Source organism: Streptomyces sp. NPDC007164 (genome assembly GCF_040634135.1).
Lineage (GTDB): Bacteria > Actinomycetota > Actinomycetes > Streptomycetales > Streptomycetaceae > Streptomyces > Streptomyces sanglieri.
The window spans coordinates 1-14543 of record NZ_JBEYFB010000088.1 but is presented as its reverse complement, the minus strand read 5'-3'; the positions used below and the strand labels follow the sequence as shown (position 1 = coordinate 14543).

General features: G+C 67.1%; 15 protein-coding genes and 1 pseudogene. 8 read left to right on the top strand and 8 right to left on the bottom strand.

Going from position 1 to position 14543, the window contains the following annotated elements; all coding sequences use genetic code 11:
* From ABZ622_RS40410 to ABZ622_RS40395, 4 genes are all read left to right on the top strand, one after another.
* A partial coding sequence (locus ABZ622_RS40410; protein WP_360552116.1) for a helicase associated domain-containing protein occupies positions 1 to 1064 on the top strand: 1064 nt, incomplete at its 5' end.
* A 277-nt stretch (positions 1065 to 1341) separates the two neighbouring features.
* Positions 1342 to 1491: a hypothetical protein gene (locus ABZ622_RS40405; RefSeq protein ID WP_360552114.1), complete on the top strand. Its 150-nt coding sequence runs from the start codon at positions 1342 to 1344 to the stop codon at positions 1489 to 1491.
* Between the two features lie 15 nt (positions 1492 to 1506).
* Positions 1507 to 1734 (top strand): hypothetical protein, encoded by a 228-nt coding sequence (locus ABZ622_RS40400; RefSeq protein WP_360552112.1) that lies wholly within the window; start codon positions 1507 to 1509, stop codon positions 1732 to 1734.
* Between the two features lie 309 nt (positions 1735 to 2043).
* Entirely contained in the window at positions 2044 to 2880 is an 837-nt protein-coding gene (locus tag ABZ622_RS40395; protein ID WP_360552110.1) for a TniB family NTP-binding protein, read from the top strand.
* 400 nt (positions 2881 to 3280) lie between these two features.
* On the opposite strand, the gene ABZ622_RS40390 is transcribed toward ABZ622_RS40395, so the two are convergent.
* The gene (locus ABZ622_RS40390; protein WP_360552108.1) at positions 3281 to 4021 is read right to left on the bottom strand and encodes a hypothetical protein; all 741 of its coding nucleotides are present in this window, start codon (positions 4019 to 4021) and stop codon (positions 3281 to 3283) included.
* 453 nt (positions 4022 to 4474) lie between these two features.
* Between ABZ622_RS40390 and ABZ622_RS40385 the strand changes: the two genes are divergently transcribed.
* From ABZ622_RS40385 to ABZ622_RS40375, 3 genes and pseudogenes are all read left to right on the top strand, one after another.
* A complete protein-coding gene (locus ABZ622_RS40385; RefSeq protein WP_360552106.1) occupies positions 4475 to 4738 on the top strand; it encodes a helicase associated domain-containing protein in 264 nt (87 codons plus the stop codon).
* A 30-nt stretch (positions 4739 to 4768) separates the two neighbouring features.
* Positions 4769 to 5305, top strand: a complete 537-nt coding sequence (locus tag ABZ622_RS40380; protein ID WP_360552104.1) for a helicase associated domain-containing protein — start codon at positions 4769 to 4771, stop codon at positions 5303 to 5305.
* Positions 5306 to 5443: 138 nt separating this feature from the next.
* Positions 5444 to 5885: pseudogene (locus ABZ622_RS40375) on the top strand (IS110 family transposase); the annotation flags it as partial.
* A 138-nt stretch (positions 5886 to 6023) separates the two neighbouring features.
* Here ABZ622_RS40375 and ABZ622_RS40370 read toward each other — a convergent pair.
* The 3 genes from ABZ622_RS40370 to ABZ622_RS40360 all read right to left on the bottom strand — a co-directional run bounded on the left by ABZ622_RS40370 (position 6024) and on the right by ABZ622_RS40360 (position 8943).
* Entirely contained in the window at positions 6024 to 6656 is a 633-nt protein-coding gene (locus tag ABZ622_RS40370; RefSeq protein ID WP_360552102.1) for a DUF2461 family protein, read from the bottom strand.
* Positions 6657 to 6670: 14 nt separating this feature from the next.
* Positions 6671 to 7846 (bottom strand): hypothetical protein, encoded by a 1176-nt coding sequence (locus ABZ622_RS40365; protein WP_360552100.1) that lies wholly within the window; start codon positions 7844 to 7846, stop codon positions 6671 to 6673.
* Between the two features lie 161 nt (positions 7847 to 8007).
* Positions 8008 to 8943 carry an alpha/beta hydrolase gene (locus ABZ622_RS40360; protein WP_360552098.1) on the bottom strand — a complete coding sequence of 312 codons (936 nt, stop codon included), beginning with the start codon at positions 8941 to 8943 and terminating at the stop codon, positions 8008 to 8010.
* Positions 8944 to 9346: 403 nt separating this feature from the next.
* On the opposite strand from ABZ622_RS40360, the gene ABZ622_RS40355 reads away from it, so the two are divergent.
* A complete protein-coding gene (locus ABZ622_RS40355) occupies positions 9347 to 9895 on the top strand; it encodes a DUF1062 domain-containing protein (protein WP_360552096.1) in 549 nt (182 codons plus the stop codon).
* A gap of 88 nt (positions 9896 to 9983) precedes the next feature.
* Here the strand turns inward: ABZ622_RS40355 and ABZ622_RS40350 are convergent, their stop codons facing one another.
* The 4 genes from ABZ622_RS40350 to ABZ622_RS40335 all read right to left on the bottom strand — a co-directional run bounded on the left by ABZ622_RS40350 (position 9984) and on the right by ABZ622_RS40335 (position 13438).
* On the bottom strand, positions 9984 to 10544 hold the full coding sequence (locus tag ABZ622_RS40350) for a DinB family protein (protein WP_360552094.1): 561 nt from the start codon (positions 10542 to 10544) through the stop codon (positions 9984 to 9986).
* Between the two features lie 34 nt (positions 10545 to 10578).
* Positions 10579 to 12099, bottom strand: a complete 1521-nt coding sequence (locus tag ABZ622_RS40345; protein ID WP_360552092.1) for an alpha/beta fold hydrolase — start codon at positions 12097 to 12099, stop codon at positions 10579 to 10581.
* 244 nt (positions 12100 to 12343) lie between these two features.
* The gene (locus tag ABZ622_RS40340; RefSeq protein WP_124723568.1) at positions 12344 to 12757 is read right to left on the bottom strand and encodes a hypothetical protein; all 414 of its coding nucleotides are present in this window, start codon (positions 12755 to 12757) and stop codon (positions 12344 to 12346) included.
* Between the two features lie 45 nt (positions 12758 to 12802).
* Positions 12803 to 13438: a hypothetical protein gene (locus ABZ622_RS40335; RefSeq protein ID WP_241196958.1), complete on the bottom strand. Its 636-nt coding sequence runs from the start codon at positions 13436 to 13438 to the stop codon at positions 12803 to 12805.
* Positions 13439 to 14543 lie beyond the last annotated feature (1105 nt).

Sequence of the window (14543 nt, the reverse complement as noted above, 5' to 3'; positions counted from 1 at the left end):
ACCAGCCGATAACCCCGCCGACCAGCACAAACAAAACCACGCATCACTGGCAAGGAAACCCGAACACCTCAGAGCCCTCTTCCCCGAACCTCACACCGGAGGGTGAGCGGAGGCCGAGTGTGCCTGCGCAGGAGCTGCTGAAGTTCAGCACACCCCGGGACCCCGCGTTGCTCGCGCAGTTCGTGAAGCTGCGGGTGATCGAGCCGGAGAACACGTTCTGGCGACGCGGGATCCAGGCGTGCGTGCGGTACGTGAAAGAGACCGGGGCGCAGCAGTTGCGGGTGCCGTACGACTACGTCACCCCCGACCACTGGGTTCCGGCCGGGTTCCCGCTCGGGACCTGGCTCGCCGACCAGCGGAAATCCCACAAGGCCGGGCGTCTGGATGCGGGGCGGGTGGAACAGCTCGACAGGCTGGGCATGGTCTGGTCCCACCAGGACGTCGCGTTCGAGGAAGGCCTCGCAGCAGCCCGCGCCTGGGCAGCCGTGCACGGACACCTGCTGCCGCCCGCGACCGCAGTCTGGGACGGGTATCCAGTGGGTGCCTGGGCCAAGAACCAGAGATCCGCCGCCCGGACCGCAGACCAGCTCGCGCAGCGGCGGGAGGCCGGCCTGGCTGTCGAGAGCAGTGCGGGCGCTTTGACCGAAGCGCGGCGGGCAGCGCTGGAGGAGATCGATCCGGGCTGGTGCCCGGTATGGGACACGGGATGGCAACGCTGCTTCCGACTCGTCCAGAACTTGCTCCGGGACGGCGGAAACCTGCCGGTGGTGGTTGGCAAGGTGATCGTGCAGGGCGAAGACCTCGGACGCTGGGTGACAGCGCAGCAGCACGGGTGGGAGCAGTTGCTGCCCGCACAGCAATGGCTGCTGGAGAACGTCCTCGGAATCGAACCCGCCGGGGACGAGGAACGTCTGGTGCAGCGCACACAAGACGATATGTGGGCACTCAGCCTCACGGCCGCACGGCAGTTCCATGGCCGTGAAGGGCACTTGCGGGTACCTCGCAAGCACGCCGAGCACGGTGAAGATGGAAATGGGCCCGGGAGGTCGTCAGAGCGGCGCTGACGGGGTCGTGGTGGTCAAGCTCGGCACATGGCTCGACAACGTACGCAAACGCGCCGACAAACTCAGTGCGCAACGCCGGGCCGACCTCGACCAGCTCGGCATGCGCTGGTAGACGCTGTGGCGTCGGCTGGTGGTCCACCGGCGCAGACATCGTCGAGCCGCCGCTCGATGTCGAATGGGCCTGATGCTGATAGAGGAAGTGTGTCGTCCCACTTGGCGATGCACCGAGGCAGGGTTGTCACGGTGACGGGGGTGGGGCGGTGAGATCGTGCGCAATTTGGGCTTCGAGATCTGCAACGCGTTTGTCCAGGAAGCGATTGTTCTGGCGGGCGCTGGCCAGACGCTCTTGGAGGCGCTGGTTGTCCTGGGTGAGCTGTCGTGTTTGCTGCTTCAGGGTGGTGTTCTCGGTGACGATCCGCTGAAGTGAGCCTTCGGGGAGATCGTGTTCGAGGTCGCGGATCTTGCCGAGGAGTTCGGCGATACGGGTGCGCTGAGTGAGGATTTCACGTTGGGCCTGGACGAGTGCCTCTTCGGCGTTGAGGGCGCGCTCCTTCCAGACGGGCTGTGTGCGGGCGTGGCTGTTGGAGATTCCGGGATGGGTTCTGCTTGTGCGGGTGGCCTGTTCGACAAGAGCTCTGGCCTGCTGGTTTTGGTAGAGGAAGGTGCGTGAGACGCGGGCGGTACGGGCAAGGGCTGCGATGGTGACAGGCGTATGGTCGCGCGCCGTGGGCGGTCTGGAGTCGTTGGAGCATCTCTTGGGTGGCTTGGCGGCGGGCTCGTACGGCTGCGTCGGTGCGGGAAGTGTTCATGGCTGGCCTGTGGAGTCGTCAGGAGCCTGCAGTGCTACGAGGTCTCGGGCGCGGAAAGCGGTGCTCCAGGTGCCCTCTCCGGCGGGACCCTCGTGACGGCAGGCATGGGCGGACAGGACAGAGACGGCGGGAGCACGCCCGCCGGTGACGGTGCAGGCGGGGCGTGGCCGGTGGCGACCTGGCAGGGCTGGCAGCGTTTCGCCACCACCCCTCCCCCACAGCCGCCCGCTCCCGGGGAACCAGCACGCAGCAACGAGGAACGCCTTGCCTACCACTCCGTGTTCGTCATGGTGCGGACCCCGGCGATCGACACCCTGACCACCGGCGTGCGCACGCTGATGATCCTGGGACGCCACCAGCAGACCACCGCCCGGCCCTCGCTGATCGTGACCGGCCCGGCAACGGGCGGGAAGACCACCGCGCTGCTCCACGTCGGGCGCGCCTGCCACCTCGCCCACATTCAACGGGACCCGCCACCGGCCACCAGCACGCATACACCGGTGCCGGTCGCCTACGTCCTGGTGCCCCCCGGGGCGACAGCAAAAGCCCTGGCCACAAAGTTCGCCCGCTACCTCGGCATCCCTGTCACCACCCGCATGACCCAGGCTCAGATCACCGACGCCGTCTGCCACACCTACAACCGTGCAGGCGTGCGCCTGGTACTCATCGACGAGATCCACCGGCTCAATCCCCGCACCACCACCGGCGCGGAAACCGCCGACCTGTTGAAAGACCTCACCGAACGCATCGGTGCGACATTCGTGTACGCAGGCATCGACGTCACCACGACCGCCTTGTTCAGCAAGGTACGCGGGGCACAACCCGCCGGGCGGGCTTCCCTCGTGGAATGCGGGGCCTTCCCGGCACCCCTCGGCACACGCAAGCCGTTCCGTGAACTGATCGCGGGAGGAGAAGCCGCACTCGGTCTCCGGGCACACCGGGCCGGGACACTTTCCCCCACGCCGCCTACCTCCACCAAAGGACCGCGGGCAGGATCGGGAGCCTGACCCGGCTGATCCGGCAAGCAGCGATCACCGCGATCTGTGACGGCACCGAAAAAAACACCAAACCCATGCTCGACGGGATCCGGCTCGACCACCTCGCCGAAACCCACCACCACACCACACAAGGCCGCCCACCCCACCCACACTGACCAGCCACGTCCCCACACCCCAACCCACACCGGGAATCGATACCGGATTCCAAAGGACGCCCTGGGCGGTGAGCCATGCGCGAGCGTGATCCGTGTGCTCGGCCTCGATCGCGGGCCAGTCGAAGGTCTCGTGCAGGGCGAGCTGTTTGCCAACCGCCCTCGACTGATCGCTGAGGTGGTTCGCTCTCAGCTGCGGGTGGGGGCCTCTCTCTCGCCTGCCATCAACTGGTGGCGGTGCAGGATGTCACCGTCGTTCAGGGCAGGCTCAGCCGGGACCTGCGGTGGTCCGGGAAGCGATCGGCGTCTGGGTCGAGGAAGTCGATCAAGTCCATGAGTGCGATCTGTAGCCGCACGAGCCTTGAATGCGGCCGCGTCGAGGAAGCCAGTTCGCGGATGCCATCCGACAACGGCTCGAACCACCCGGCGAAGTCAGCGTCGGTGTCCAGGCGCCGGCAGAACTCCGCGTAGCCGAGGCATCGGTCGTTGCTGTCGCAGATCACCAGCTCTCCAAGGGCCCGCTGGTTGCTCCGGAATACCTGAAAGTGGGGGTCGTCGTAGCCGTCGGTGTTGAGCACGTTGCTGATGGCCGTCAGGTGTCGGACGATAGTCCGGGAGTTCTCGCGGTTGCCGAGGTCCAGGAACTGAACCTTGCGACGCAGTAGCTCAACTTGACCGAGGTAGTCGGCCACGACGTGCAGGGTGCTCCTGAGCGCGTAGGCGCGATCGAGATCGTGGCCGTGCGAGTAGTAGATGTTCAGGAACTGCCTGTCCACGATGTTGAATAGACGTGATTGGAGGTCGTAGGCAGCCCACAGCAGCGGGTCCCGGCGCTGCCCCATCAGGTCCTGATGCTCGGCGAGCTTCAGCTGCTCCGCGCTCTGCCGTCCCAGCTGCGCGGCGAGCAGAGTCTGTTTTCGGCTGAACCGGGAGCTGAGTAGGACGCTTAAGAGGGCGACTAATCCGGAGACCGAGGCCACCACCAGCTCAGCGTTCATGAGTCGTGAACCTATCGCGGGCCGCGACTGGTTGGACAGGGGGCGGGCGCACTCGGGTCGCCGGGGCGCAGAGGCCGCGGAGTACGGCGCAGTTCTTTTCGCGGATGCGCGTGGGTCGATGGTCGACATCGTGCAAATGGTCGGGCGTGCCCTGCGTACACGTCCCGGGCGCGGGAAACTCGCCACTTTGATCATGCCGGTATTCCTCGGGCCGGGCGAAAGTGGCGACGAAAACCCTCTCGAAGGTCCTCGGGGCGCTGCGGGCGCACGACACGGACACCATCGAGGCACTGGCCGACCCCCCGCGTCCGCAGCGGCCGGGAGGACACCGACGACCAGGAGCAGGAGCACGACGGCGAGGACGTCCCGGAGGGCGGAGACGGGGTGGGGGTGCGGGTGAGCGGGGTGGCGGCCGGGGTGCTGCGGTTCAGCGAGGAACGCGACCCTGCGACCTTGGCCCAGTTCGTTCGGCTGCGGGTCATCGACCCGGAGGGCGCCTACTGGCGGTGCGGGATCGAGGCGGCCGGGCGGTGGCTGCCCGAGACCGGGAACACCGTGTTGCGGGTGCCGTACACGGTCGTCACGCCGGAGGACTGGGGCGGGGTGGGCGGGTATCCGCTCGGGCAGTGGATCGCCGAGCAGCGCCGCGCCTACACGGCCGGGACGCTGGAGGCCGGGCGGGTCGTCGCCGAGCTCGAAAAGCTCGGGATGGTCTGATCCGAGCAGAAAGCGGCCTGGGCGGACGGCGTGGCCGTCGCCAAGGAGTACGCCGCCGCCCATGGCCACTTTCTCCCCCCGAGCACTGCGGTGCGGGAGGGGCATCCGATCGGGGTGTGGGCAAAGAACTCCCGCGCGTCGGCCCGGAGGGCGCGGGAGAACGAGGAGCTGCGCGCGGCCGGCCGCCCCGTTCCGTCGGCGGCCGGGGCGATGACCGAGGCGCGGCAGGATGAGCTGGACGCGATCGATCCGGGGTGGTGCCCGGTGTGGGACACCGGGTGGCAGCGCTGCTACCGGCTCGTCCAGATCCACGTTCAGGCCGGCGGGACGCTACCGGAGGCTGTGGGCGGCCTCGTCGTCCAGGGCGAGGACCTCGGCCGGTGGGTCTCGGCGCAGCGGTTCGGGTGGGAGCAGCTTCTTCCTGTGCAGCAGTGGATCCTGGAGAACACCCTGAAGGTCACCCCGGCCAGGGAGGATGAGCGGCCGGTGAAGCCGACGCAGGACACCAAATGGGCCCTCAGCCTTGCGGCGGCGCGGCAATGTGACATTTATGTCGCTGCGACGTGAGCGCCCGCTCTGAGGCGCCGTGATCGCCCCCCGGGGCAGGCAGCCACCGCGCCCGACAGACAGCCGACCAATTCCCCTGGCATGGGCTCCGTTTCACGAGAGCGAGGTCGGCTTGCGGGGTGGTGGGACGGCCCGGAGGACATGGGCTGCCCCGTCGCTTACCTGCCCGGCCTGACGATGCGGCGGATCGCCGAGCTGGAGATGATCGTCGGGCCCAGATCCACCCGTCCCTGGAGCGGTTCCTGGGCCCGCGGTTGCAACACCCTGCTGTCCTGGCCCTGCTGGAGCGGTTCGGGTCACCGGCCCAGATCCGCAAGGCAGCCCGTCGGCGGCTGGTCGCGCTGCTGCGGCCGAAGACGCCGCGGATCGCCGAGCGGCTGGTCGAGGACATATTCACCGCGCTGGACGAGCAGACCGCGGTGGTTCCCGGCACCGAAGCGGCCGGGCTGATCGTTCCGAGCCTGGCCGGCTCGCTCGCCGCCGTCCTTGACCAGCGCAAGCTCCTGGCCGGGTGGATCGAGGAACTGCTGAGGCCCACCCTCTTTCCCAGGTCCTGATCTCGATGCCGGGAGTCGGGATCCCAGGCCCTCCTCTGCCTTGCGAGACGACGAGCCGATGTCCTCTTCGCGATGCTCCGCGACGGCACTGAAGGTGCGCCGCATCACCTTCTGAGCGGCATGGGTGTGGTTCCTCCCGTGCCGCGCGGTGCCTCGTGATGTCAGGCGGCGCGCTTCACGTGGCGGACCAACCACATCAGCAGGGCGTCCAGGTCTGCGGCGGCCGAGAGGACCCGGTCGGCCGCCTCGGGGGTGTGCAGCCACTCTTCGCAGCCGAGCGGACGGGCTGCGATCAGCGAACGATGGCGCAGCAGGTTCGTACGGGAGTGGTCCGCCCGATAGCCACGCGGGGGGCGTTTCATCACGTCCCCGGAGATGTCGTAGCCCTTCTTCCGCACGTCTTCGAGGATGGCGGCCAGTTCGCGGCCGCTCCCTTCGGAGTCCACGGCTTTGCGGAACATGCCCACCTGGCCGGGATCGGGGTACCACCAGGCGCCCTGGATCCGCAGGCCGTCCAGGGAGAACCGGAGACCGATCTCGATCTTGCGGCCGAGTCGGATCACCGCGCACTGGTGCTGCCACCACCAGGAGTCGGTGCGGTAGTGCCAGACGGAGAAGTCCTCGTACCGGGGGTCGGCGTCCGCGACCTCGTTGAGCAGGGCGATCATCGGCTGTCGGACCAGGCGTTCGCGGTCCGCGCGGTAGCGCTCGCGGGTCGCGCGGGTCGGTTCGCCCTGGAGCTGCCACAACACGTCCATGGCCTGCTCCGGCCAGCCGGTGAACTGTCCGCGCATGCCTGCAGGATAGTTCACCCGTGCTCCGCGCGTGGAGAGTGAGACTGACAGCGGCCCTCGGGAGCCGCGTCCGCGCGGAAGACGGGCAGCCCTTCACTCAGCCGGGTCATGAGCAGCTCGTGGTCGAGCATTTCCTCGCCCTCGTCATCGTCCTCGTCGGCGGCGAAGACATCGTCCACGAGGAGTTCGCGCAGCTGCTCCTGTACGCCGTCGCCGTATCCCTGCTGGTAGTCGTCCTGGTCGAAGTAGAGGTCCGCTTCCACGGCCGCGATCGTCTCGTGTTCGTCCTCGATGACCAGGCGGGCGCGGATCCTGCCTGCCTGGAGCGTGTGGTCGTTGTAGGAGCCGTAGACGACCTCGGCGTGGATGTCACGGCATGCCACGTCGCCGTCGGTGAACACCGCGCGGGCGGTGACATTACCGCGGACGGCCATGACCGAATGGGGGGCGCAGTCCGCCAGCACGCCCTCGACGGTCAGTGAGCCGGTCAGTACGAAGGGCGCCGCCACATGGAGATGTCCCTTCACGACCAGGTCACCGTGGTGGAAGAACGGCGTGTCCACGAGTTGGTCACCGAGCAGGGTGCGGGAGGCCCCGGTGCCGCCGAGGGCCTTGGCGCACAACTCCGGGACGTAGCCGAGCAGATCAGGGTCGATTCCGTGGCGCAACTGGGCGGCGAACTCCTGGTAGCTGTCGAGGTCCGGCTCCACAAGCTGGGCAAGCCAGCCACCGTGGTCGGGAAGTTCGGCGGCTTCGCGCACCGTGGCCCGCTCGGCAAGCATCGCCCCGGCCACCTGGCGGACCGTATCCATGTCGATGGGCAGCGGCCCGCCTTCGACGACGGGGTAGCGTACTTGGGCGGGAGCGCCCGCCGCCCGCAGCACGGCCACCGTGTCAGCCTCCGGCAGCCGCAGCGCGAGCCCGAGGGGGGTCCGCCCCAGGCCATCGACTGCCGCGGTGTCGGCGCCGCACTCCAGCAGTGCCCGTATGACCTCCAGGGACGGCAGTGGGCCGTCGTCGCGTGTCGCCTCCACGGCCTGGTGCAGCGGAGTGGCTCCCCGCTCGTTCCGTACCGAGACATCCGCCCCGTCGGCGATCAGTGAACGGATCCGTGCGGCACGCTCGGCGGAGTCCGCGCCGGCGACAGGTGTGACGGCAGCAAAAAGAGATTCACTCATGGTCTCGCTCATAATGGGGACTTTAGGACGCCCCACTGACAACGGGCCCCGGCAGACCGGACGTCGACCCTCCGCAAGGATGAACAAGCCAACGCCACGCTGCGCGCCGCTCGTCGAAACGCAGCAGAGACTGCTGCTGGCCCGCCTGGGCGGGGGCGGCTGCATCTCGGGGGTCAGTGCTGTGTGGCGGCCATGTCCTCGATCTCCTTGAGTACGAGGTCGGGACGATCCTTCGGTACCTCGTGAGAACTGCCCTTGGCGGTGACGAGCGTTCGGTTGGGGCCGTCCTGGGCGAACGAAGCGGCGGCGTCACGCCAGCGCTGGGCGTCCACGGGGGAACCGTCGAGCGGGGTCTTCTCCGAAACCATGACCGTTGCCGGTACCGCGTCCGGCCAGGTGACCTCGTGGAATGCCTTGTGCGCCAGGGCGAAGCCCTCGGCGGTGGAGATGATCTGGCGGTTCTCCGGCTTGTCGGGGTCTTTCTTCGCCTCATCGACCTGCGGCTGGCTCGCGGCTAAGAGACGGGGGATCTCCTCGTCCGTGAAGAACGGGGGGAGGTTGGCGTCGACCAGGACTGCGCCGGAGAACATCTTCGGGTTGTCCTTGGCCAGGTAGCTCGCGATCTCGCCGGCCTGGGAGTGGGACACCAGGGTCACGTTCTTGGTGACGCCCAGCTGTTCGAGCCCCGACTTGAGGTCGCTGACCGCGCTGTCGACCTTCCATGGGCCGGGCACCACGTCGCTCTTGCCGAGACCGGCCCGGTCGTATGTGATGACGGTGGCGCCGGTGTCCGCGTGGAGCTTGGGGACGAGGTCCTTCCATTGTGAGGAGTCCTCGCCGCCGCCCGAGTCCAGGACGATCGTGTGGCCGTTGCCTTGTGTGACGTGGAAGGCCAGCCGGTGACCGTCATGGGTCACCATGTGCAGCTTCGATACGCCTGACTGGCTGGCTCCCGGTGAGGTGGACAACGTGGCCGAGGACGAGGCAGCGTGCTCGGGGGCGGAGTCGTTGTCGCCGCAGGCCGTGGCGGCGCCGGCAGTCATGGTCAGCACGGCGAGGGCCGACAGAAGTCGGTACGTGGACCGCTGCGTGCGGGTAGTGCGGGGCATGAGTGATCCTTCGGCGGCTGAGGATGCTGTTGTGTCTGTCCGCCCAATCATTCGGTGAATCGGTTGACCGAAGAATCCGACTGGCACGTCTGTCGGAGGTGTCGCTGATGCCAGTGAGCACGCTGGGGTTAACCCCCGCAAGCGACCGCTGAGTGGTCTCTCGGCCGCCAGGGCTGCGGCTTCGTCCGTGATCGGCCGGACAGAACCTGGCGCCGAGGCACTCGAAAATCAGTGGCACGGCGCCGTCGTGCGTCGTTACCGTGCTGCCGAGCCAAGTCAATCTAGGCAAGGACGTGCCGTTGTACACCCTGTGAGACCTCCCGAGTGCTGATCTGTCGCGCGTCGCGCATGTGCGCCGCGCTGCTTTTTGCTGCGGACTTCTCACTGAAATCGGTGTATTTCTGTGCTCGAAAACTGGGTGGTCATGCCCACCTGCCTGCCGATCGTTCTCCGACGCTGCCATACGTGCGCGTCCGATCGTTTCCGGGCAAACGGTAAATTTCGCGTCAACGCGAACCACAAGCTCATCGACGCTTGGCTCCTCGTGCTCTGCACCTCTTGCGGGGAGACTGCGAAGCTCACGGTCCTGGAGCGGGTGAATGTGCGCTCCGTACAGCCTGAGCTGCTGGACCGGCTGCATGGCAATGATGTCGGCCTGGCAGCCCAGTTGCTCCAGGATCCGGTCGTGCAGCGCCGTAATCGCATCGCTCTCGACTGGACCGACGCCTGGCGCCTCGACACCGGCGGATCGGATCATCTGGACCGCGAGGCGATCGACATCTCGGTTCGTTTTGCAGCGCGGATCCCGGTCCGGGCGGTGCGGCTGATCGCTGAAGGCTGTGGTCTTTCGCGGGCCGAGGTCGAGAGGCTGATCGCGACGGGGAAGATCGTCTCGGCGGTCCGGCTGAGTGGCAAGCTCTCCGGCGACTTCGCCTTCATGCTCAAGCGCTGAGCCCTCCCCCGGACCATGGGCTTGTCCGGCGAGAACCGCCGGACAAGCCCTGGAGGCCGCCGTGGTCAGGCTTTACGGCGGCCTCTGCTCACTGGCCCACTCTTCCGTCGATGCACTCGCGCAGCAGATCTGCGTGCCCGCAGTGTCGGGCGTACTCCTCGACCCTGTGCACCATCAGCTCGCGGACCGAGACCCCGTCCTTCCCCAGGCGCTCCCCCAGGTCCGGATGCTCGGCCAACGCGGCGTCGGTCGCGGCCTGTTCCCGCGCCAGGTCGGCGTACGCGCCGTCGACCAGAGCCTGATCGGCGACGGCTTCGTCGAAGTCCGCGCCACGCTTGCCGTACAGCTTCGGCAGCGGCTCGCCGTCGCTGATCCAGTTGCGCCAGTCGCGTTCCACCGTGGCGAGGTGTCGGACCATGCCGAGCAGCGACATCGTCGACGGTGGCACTGACCGACGTGCCAGTTGCTCCGGGTCCAGGCCCTCGCATTTCATCCGCAAGGTCAGGCGGTAGTCCGTCAGGAAGCCCTGCAGTGTCGGAAGTTCGCCGTCCGGACCGACTCCCTCGCTGTTACGGGGGTCTTTGTCCGGGTCGGCCCACATGTCCGGGTAGACGGTTGCCTGGCTCCATCGTGCGGGTTGATCATTCATGTGCTCCATGTTGGTGTGCGAGAGCCCGGGCCCGCTAGTGCTTATGGGTTTGAAGTGTGCTTCTCGGGCTGGTGAGGTAGGCGTCGATCACTCGCATCGCCTTCTCCGTCCCTCCTCTGCGGTAGAGCCAGTGGCCCACGACGTCCATCGTGAACAGGGACGCCTTCGGGAAGGAGCTCGCCATGCGCTGCGCGCCCGGCAGGGGCGTCGCCAGGTCATGGGTGGCGTTGGCCACGAGAACGGGCGGGAGTTCGCCCTTGGCCCGGGCCGGCCGGGGCTTGGGCGGCATGGTCCAGCCCTGGCAGCCGAGGATGGTGTCGAGGGCCTGGGCGTTGTAGCGGGTGTGCGGGGCTGCCTTCGCGGCCCTCTTCAGGATGGCTCGGTACTGGGCGTAGTCGCGGATCCGGAAGTCGTAGTCCCGGCACAGCACGAGCCGGAAGACCGGGTCGGTGCCGGTGGGGAGCCAGCGGACCTCGCCCTTTCCCGTGTACAGGGCGGACAGCTGCTGTGCCGTGCTCTCCGGACTGCCCTTGCCGAGTGCGAAGGTGAGGAAGTCGGACAGCTTGTCGGCGTCGACCTTGGTCCGTGTGGGTCCGTCCGGGCCCGGTTCTCTCAGTGTGCCCGCGTCAGCGCGGGCGAACAGGGTGTCGGTGACGGCTGTCAGGTCTTTGCCCTTGAGCGCGCAGGCGGTGTCCTTCTTGCACCAGGCCGCGAGCCGCTTCAGGGTGCTGTCGATGGTGATGCTGCCGTCGATGAGGTATCGCTCGGCGGTCGGCCGGTCCGGATCCATCGCGCTGTCGAGCGCCAGTGCGCGGAGGTTGCCCGGGAACAGCCGTGCGTAGCGCTCGCCGAGGAATGTGCCGTAGGAGTGGCCGAGGAAGCTGATCCGGCGTTCTCCGATGGCGGCGCGGATTGCCTCCATGTCGCGGACGACGCTCTCACCGTCCATGTGGGCGGCAAGTGGGCCCGTCCGTTTCAGACAGTCGGTTGCCAGACGGCCGTTCAAGGTGCGCAGTCGCTCGAACTCGGCCGCGTTGCGGGGGCGGGCCGGGATCGGGTCGAGGATCTTCTCGTCGCAGTCGGCCGCCCCGCTGCGGCCGATGCCTCGTGGGTCGAAGCCGATCATGTCGAAGCGCTGGAGCATGGCCGCGGAGTAGCCGCCGATGGGGTCGTCGGCGTACAGGGCGTCGTCGGCTCCGGCCGCCCCGGGGCCGCCCGGGTTCGACATGAGGACGCCGATCCTTCGGGCGGGGTCCGTGGCCCGGTAGCGGGCGACGAAGATGCCGGTCTTCGGGCCTTTCGGCTTCGACCAGTCCAGCGGCACCTCGACCGTCCCGCACTGGGCTCTCGGGCTGGGGTCGGGGTAGGGCGGATCGGCCTTGGGGCAGGCTCCCCAGCGGATCGGCGGGACGGAGGCGGTTGTGCCGGACGGTTCCTGGGCGGCCGCCGTGCCGGGGATGCTCAGGGCGGCGGCCGCGGCGGACAGGGCCAGGAGTACCGAGATGACCCGCTGTCTCATGTGCGGGCCCGGGTTCACGCGCATGCTCGTGTTCATGCGCGTCACTGTTTCGGCCCCGTATGACGGCGCCTCCATGGGCACATGGTGGGAACGTAACAACGCGTTCGGAGCCTGCTGTCGGAGGCCGGTTGCACCAGTGCGGTCAAGGGTGGCGGGCTGTCGACGGCGGCGCCTCGCCGACTGCCGCGCGTACCGGTATAGTGAGGCGCACAACTTGTTGTTCAGGCACAGAGGCCCCGCCATCCCAGATGGCGGGGCCTCTGTTTTGTCTTCTGTCGGGTCAGGCGATGCGGAGGTCGGGGCGGCCTTCGGCCGGCGGTGCTGCTCGGTATTCCGGTAGGTGGATGGTGGGCAGCTTGCCGCTCTTCATCTCTTCGAGGGCGTACGCGAAGGCGGCTTCCATGTCCGTCACGCTCTCGTACTTGGCGGCGAGTGGGTGGAGTCGGTAGCGGTTGCCCCCGCGGCCTTCGGCGCGGGAGCGCAGCACGAGGTTCAGCTCGAACAGCGGCTCCATCAGTGCGCTGACGGTGGGCGGCTTCACCTTGTACTCCACTGCCATCTCGCGCTGGCTCGGGAGTGCGCCGCCGTTCTCGCTCCGGAAGATCAGGTACTGAAGGAATTTCACCGGGGCAGCTCCGATGGGCAGCGCCCAGATGCGCTCAGCGACGAGCGGCGACATGACTGCAACGGCCATCGGTGCCTTCCTCCGTATCGAATCGGCTTGTCGTGGTAGCGGGCATCACCCTGTGCGCTTCCTTCTGACAGGCTCGGGCACTTCACCATCCAGGTTAAGGTCCAGCGCTTCCTGGTGGTGAACCAGCTCCGGACCAATTCTGTGCGGAAACGCTGTCGGATCGTCATCGTGGTCCGCGGCGATCTGGGCGAGCACCTCGTGCTGGGCGGTGCTGTTGCCCTGGAACCAGAGGGTGACGTTGAGACGGATTCGTCCGTTCCCTGCTGGTTCGAGCCACTTGTATTCGCAGAGGGTTCGGACGGCACGGTTCACGGTGGGGCGGGTGATCATCTTGGCGCCGGGCTTCTTGGCCGCGAGTCCGTTCAGGCCGTCGGTGATCTCCTGCTGGGTGTACTCCGCGATCCCGGTGCCGGGGCGCTGCCCGCCCGCTACGTACAGGAACACGCACAGCTGGCTCTTCGTGATGCCGTTGGCGATGAAGAGCTGGGGCAGCAGCTGCGTGAACCAGTTGCTGGCGAGGCTGTAGCCGGCGCCTCCGGCGAAGCTGTGGACGGATCGCGGGTCGTTCTCGTACTCGAAGGTGACGCCCTTGAGCTTGCGCTTCCCTGCCCGCGGCTGTGTTGTCTCCGGGGCAGTCGTGCCGAGTTGCTCACCCAACAGGTTCAGGATGTCGTCGAACACGGCGTTGCTCTCCGGCGAGGACGCGGGAGATGGCACTGCTCGGGGCCGACGCGGCTGGCGCGACGGCGTTTCAGATGTCACTGGACCCTCCTTGTTGCTCAGGCGGTCCGAGGCTATCCCAAAAGTTCGGCTGAGCCTTACTTTTGACGGCCCGACACGCTTCGAGTCTGAGAGGGCGTCGCGCTCGCTTTAAAAGTTTGTCTGAGCCGAACTTTCGGTGCACGAAGGCGGCAGAAGTTAGTCTGAGCCTAACTTCTGGTTTCGTTCTGCAGCACATTTTGATCGAATCGGTGTCACGGGCCGGGGTGTTCGCCCGGAACCGGCACTCCCCTGACCTGGGGTTTCTCCGGCGCGTACGGCCCGTTTGAAAAGTTAGACTGAGCCTTACTTTTGCGGCCAAATGTGCTGGCCAGGTTAACATTTCGACCTACCAAATGTGTCGGCCAGAGCATGATCAACATCGTATATGTGCAGGTCAAAGGCTTGCCGGGGCTCGGCGCCTCTTATAAAAGAAGACTCGCACCCGACGTAGGGCCCCGAGCGGAGCCGGGGTGTGTGCCTGTGTCAGCGACGCATCGTCGGCGTCAGTACGGTCTTCAGGCAGTGTTCCTGAGCTGACGTCACAGCCTGGGCCATCTACTCGCCGGACTGAACCTCAGCCGACGAAAGCCAGCCCCGACGATAGGTTCACGGGCTCTGCGGCAGGAGTGCCCACCCGAGCCACCCACTCGGATCAGCCACTGTGCCGCTTTTGATCGCCCGCGGTGCCACGTACCCGGCGGCCCGCGACGGGTCAGTGGCTGAGTCCAGGCTGGTGCGGCTACCCCGATGGACAAGATGCTCTGAGGCCCGTCCAGTTGCTGCCTTTGTGGGTCTGCTCGGAAGCTGAGTTGCACCGGCGGCGACGCCGCCGGGGGCGAAACGTGCCGGATTATAGCTTAGGTTGTCCGAGATTGGGCCACTCCCCCACGGGCAAGTGCCGAGTCGTGTCTTGGTGAGCTGTTGTGGGGGGGGGTAGAAGGGGGGTTTTGGACCCCCCAAAAAAAAAAAAAAAAAAAAAAAAAAGAGGTGGGGGGAATAGAGAAATTGTGGGTGGTGTTGGGAG

Excerpts from the sequence above, each read along its gene's own strand:
- ABZ622_RS40390 (WP_360552108.1), bottom strand. The coding sequence starts at position 4,021 with ATGAACGCTGAGCTGGTGGTGGCCTCGGTCTCCGGATTAGTCGCCCTC.
- ABZ622_RS40370 (WP_360552102.1), bottom strand. The coding sequence starts at position 6,656 with ATGCGCGGACAGTTCACCGGCTGGCCGGAGCAGGCCATGGACGTGTTG.
- ABZ622_RS40365 (WP_360552100.1), bottom strand. The coding sequence starts at position 7,846 with ATGAGCGAGACCATGAGTGAATCTCTTTTTGCTGCCGTCACACCTGTC.
- ABZ622_RS40360 (WP_360552098.1), bottom strand. The coding sequence starts at position 8,943 with ATGCCCCGCACTACCCGCACGCAGCGGTCCACGTACCGACTTCTGTCG.
- ABZ622_RS40350 (WP_360552094.1), bottom strand. The coding sequence starts at position 10,544 with ATGAATGATCAACCCGCACGATGGAGCCAGGCAACCGTCTACCCGGAC.
- ABZ622_RS40345 (WP_360552092.1), bottom strand. The coding sequence starts at position 12,099 with ATGAACACGAGCATGCGCGTGAACCCGGGCCCGCACATGAGACAGCGG.
- ABZ622_RS40340 (WP_124723568.1), bottom strand. The coding sequence starts at position 12,757 with ATGGCCGTTGCAGTCATGTCGCCGCTCGTCGCTGAGCGCATCTGGGCG.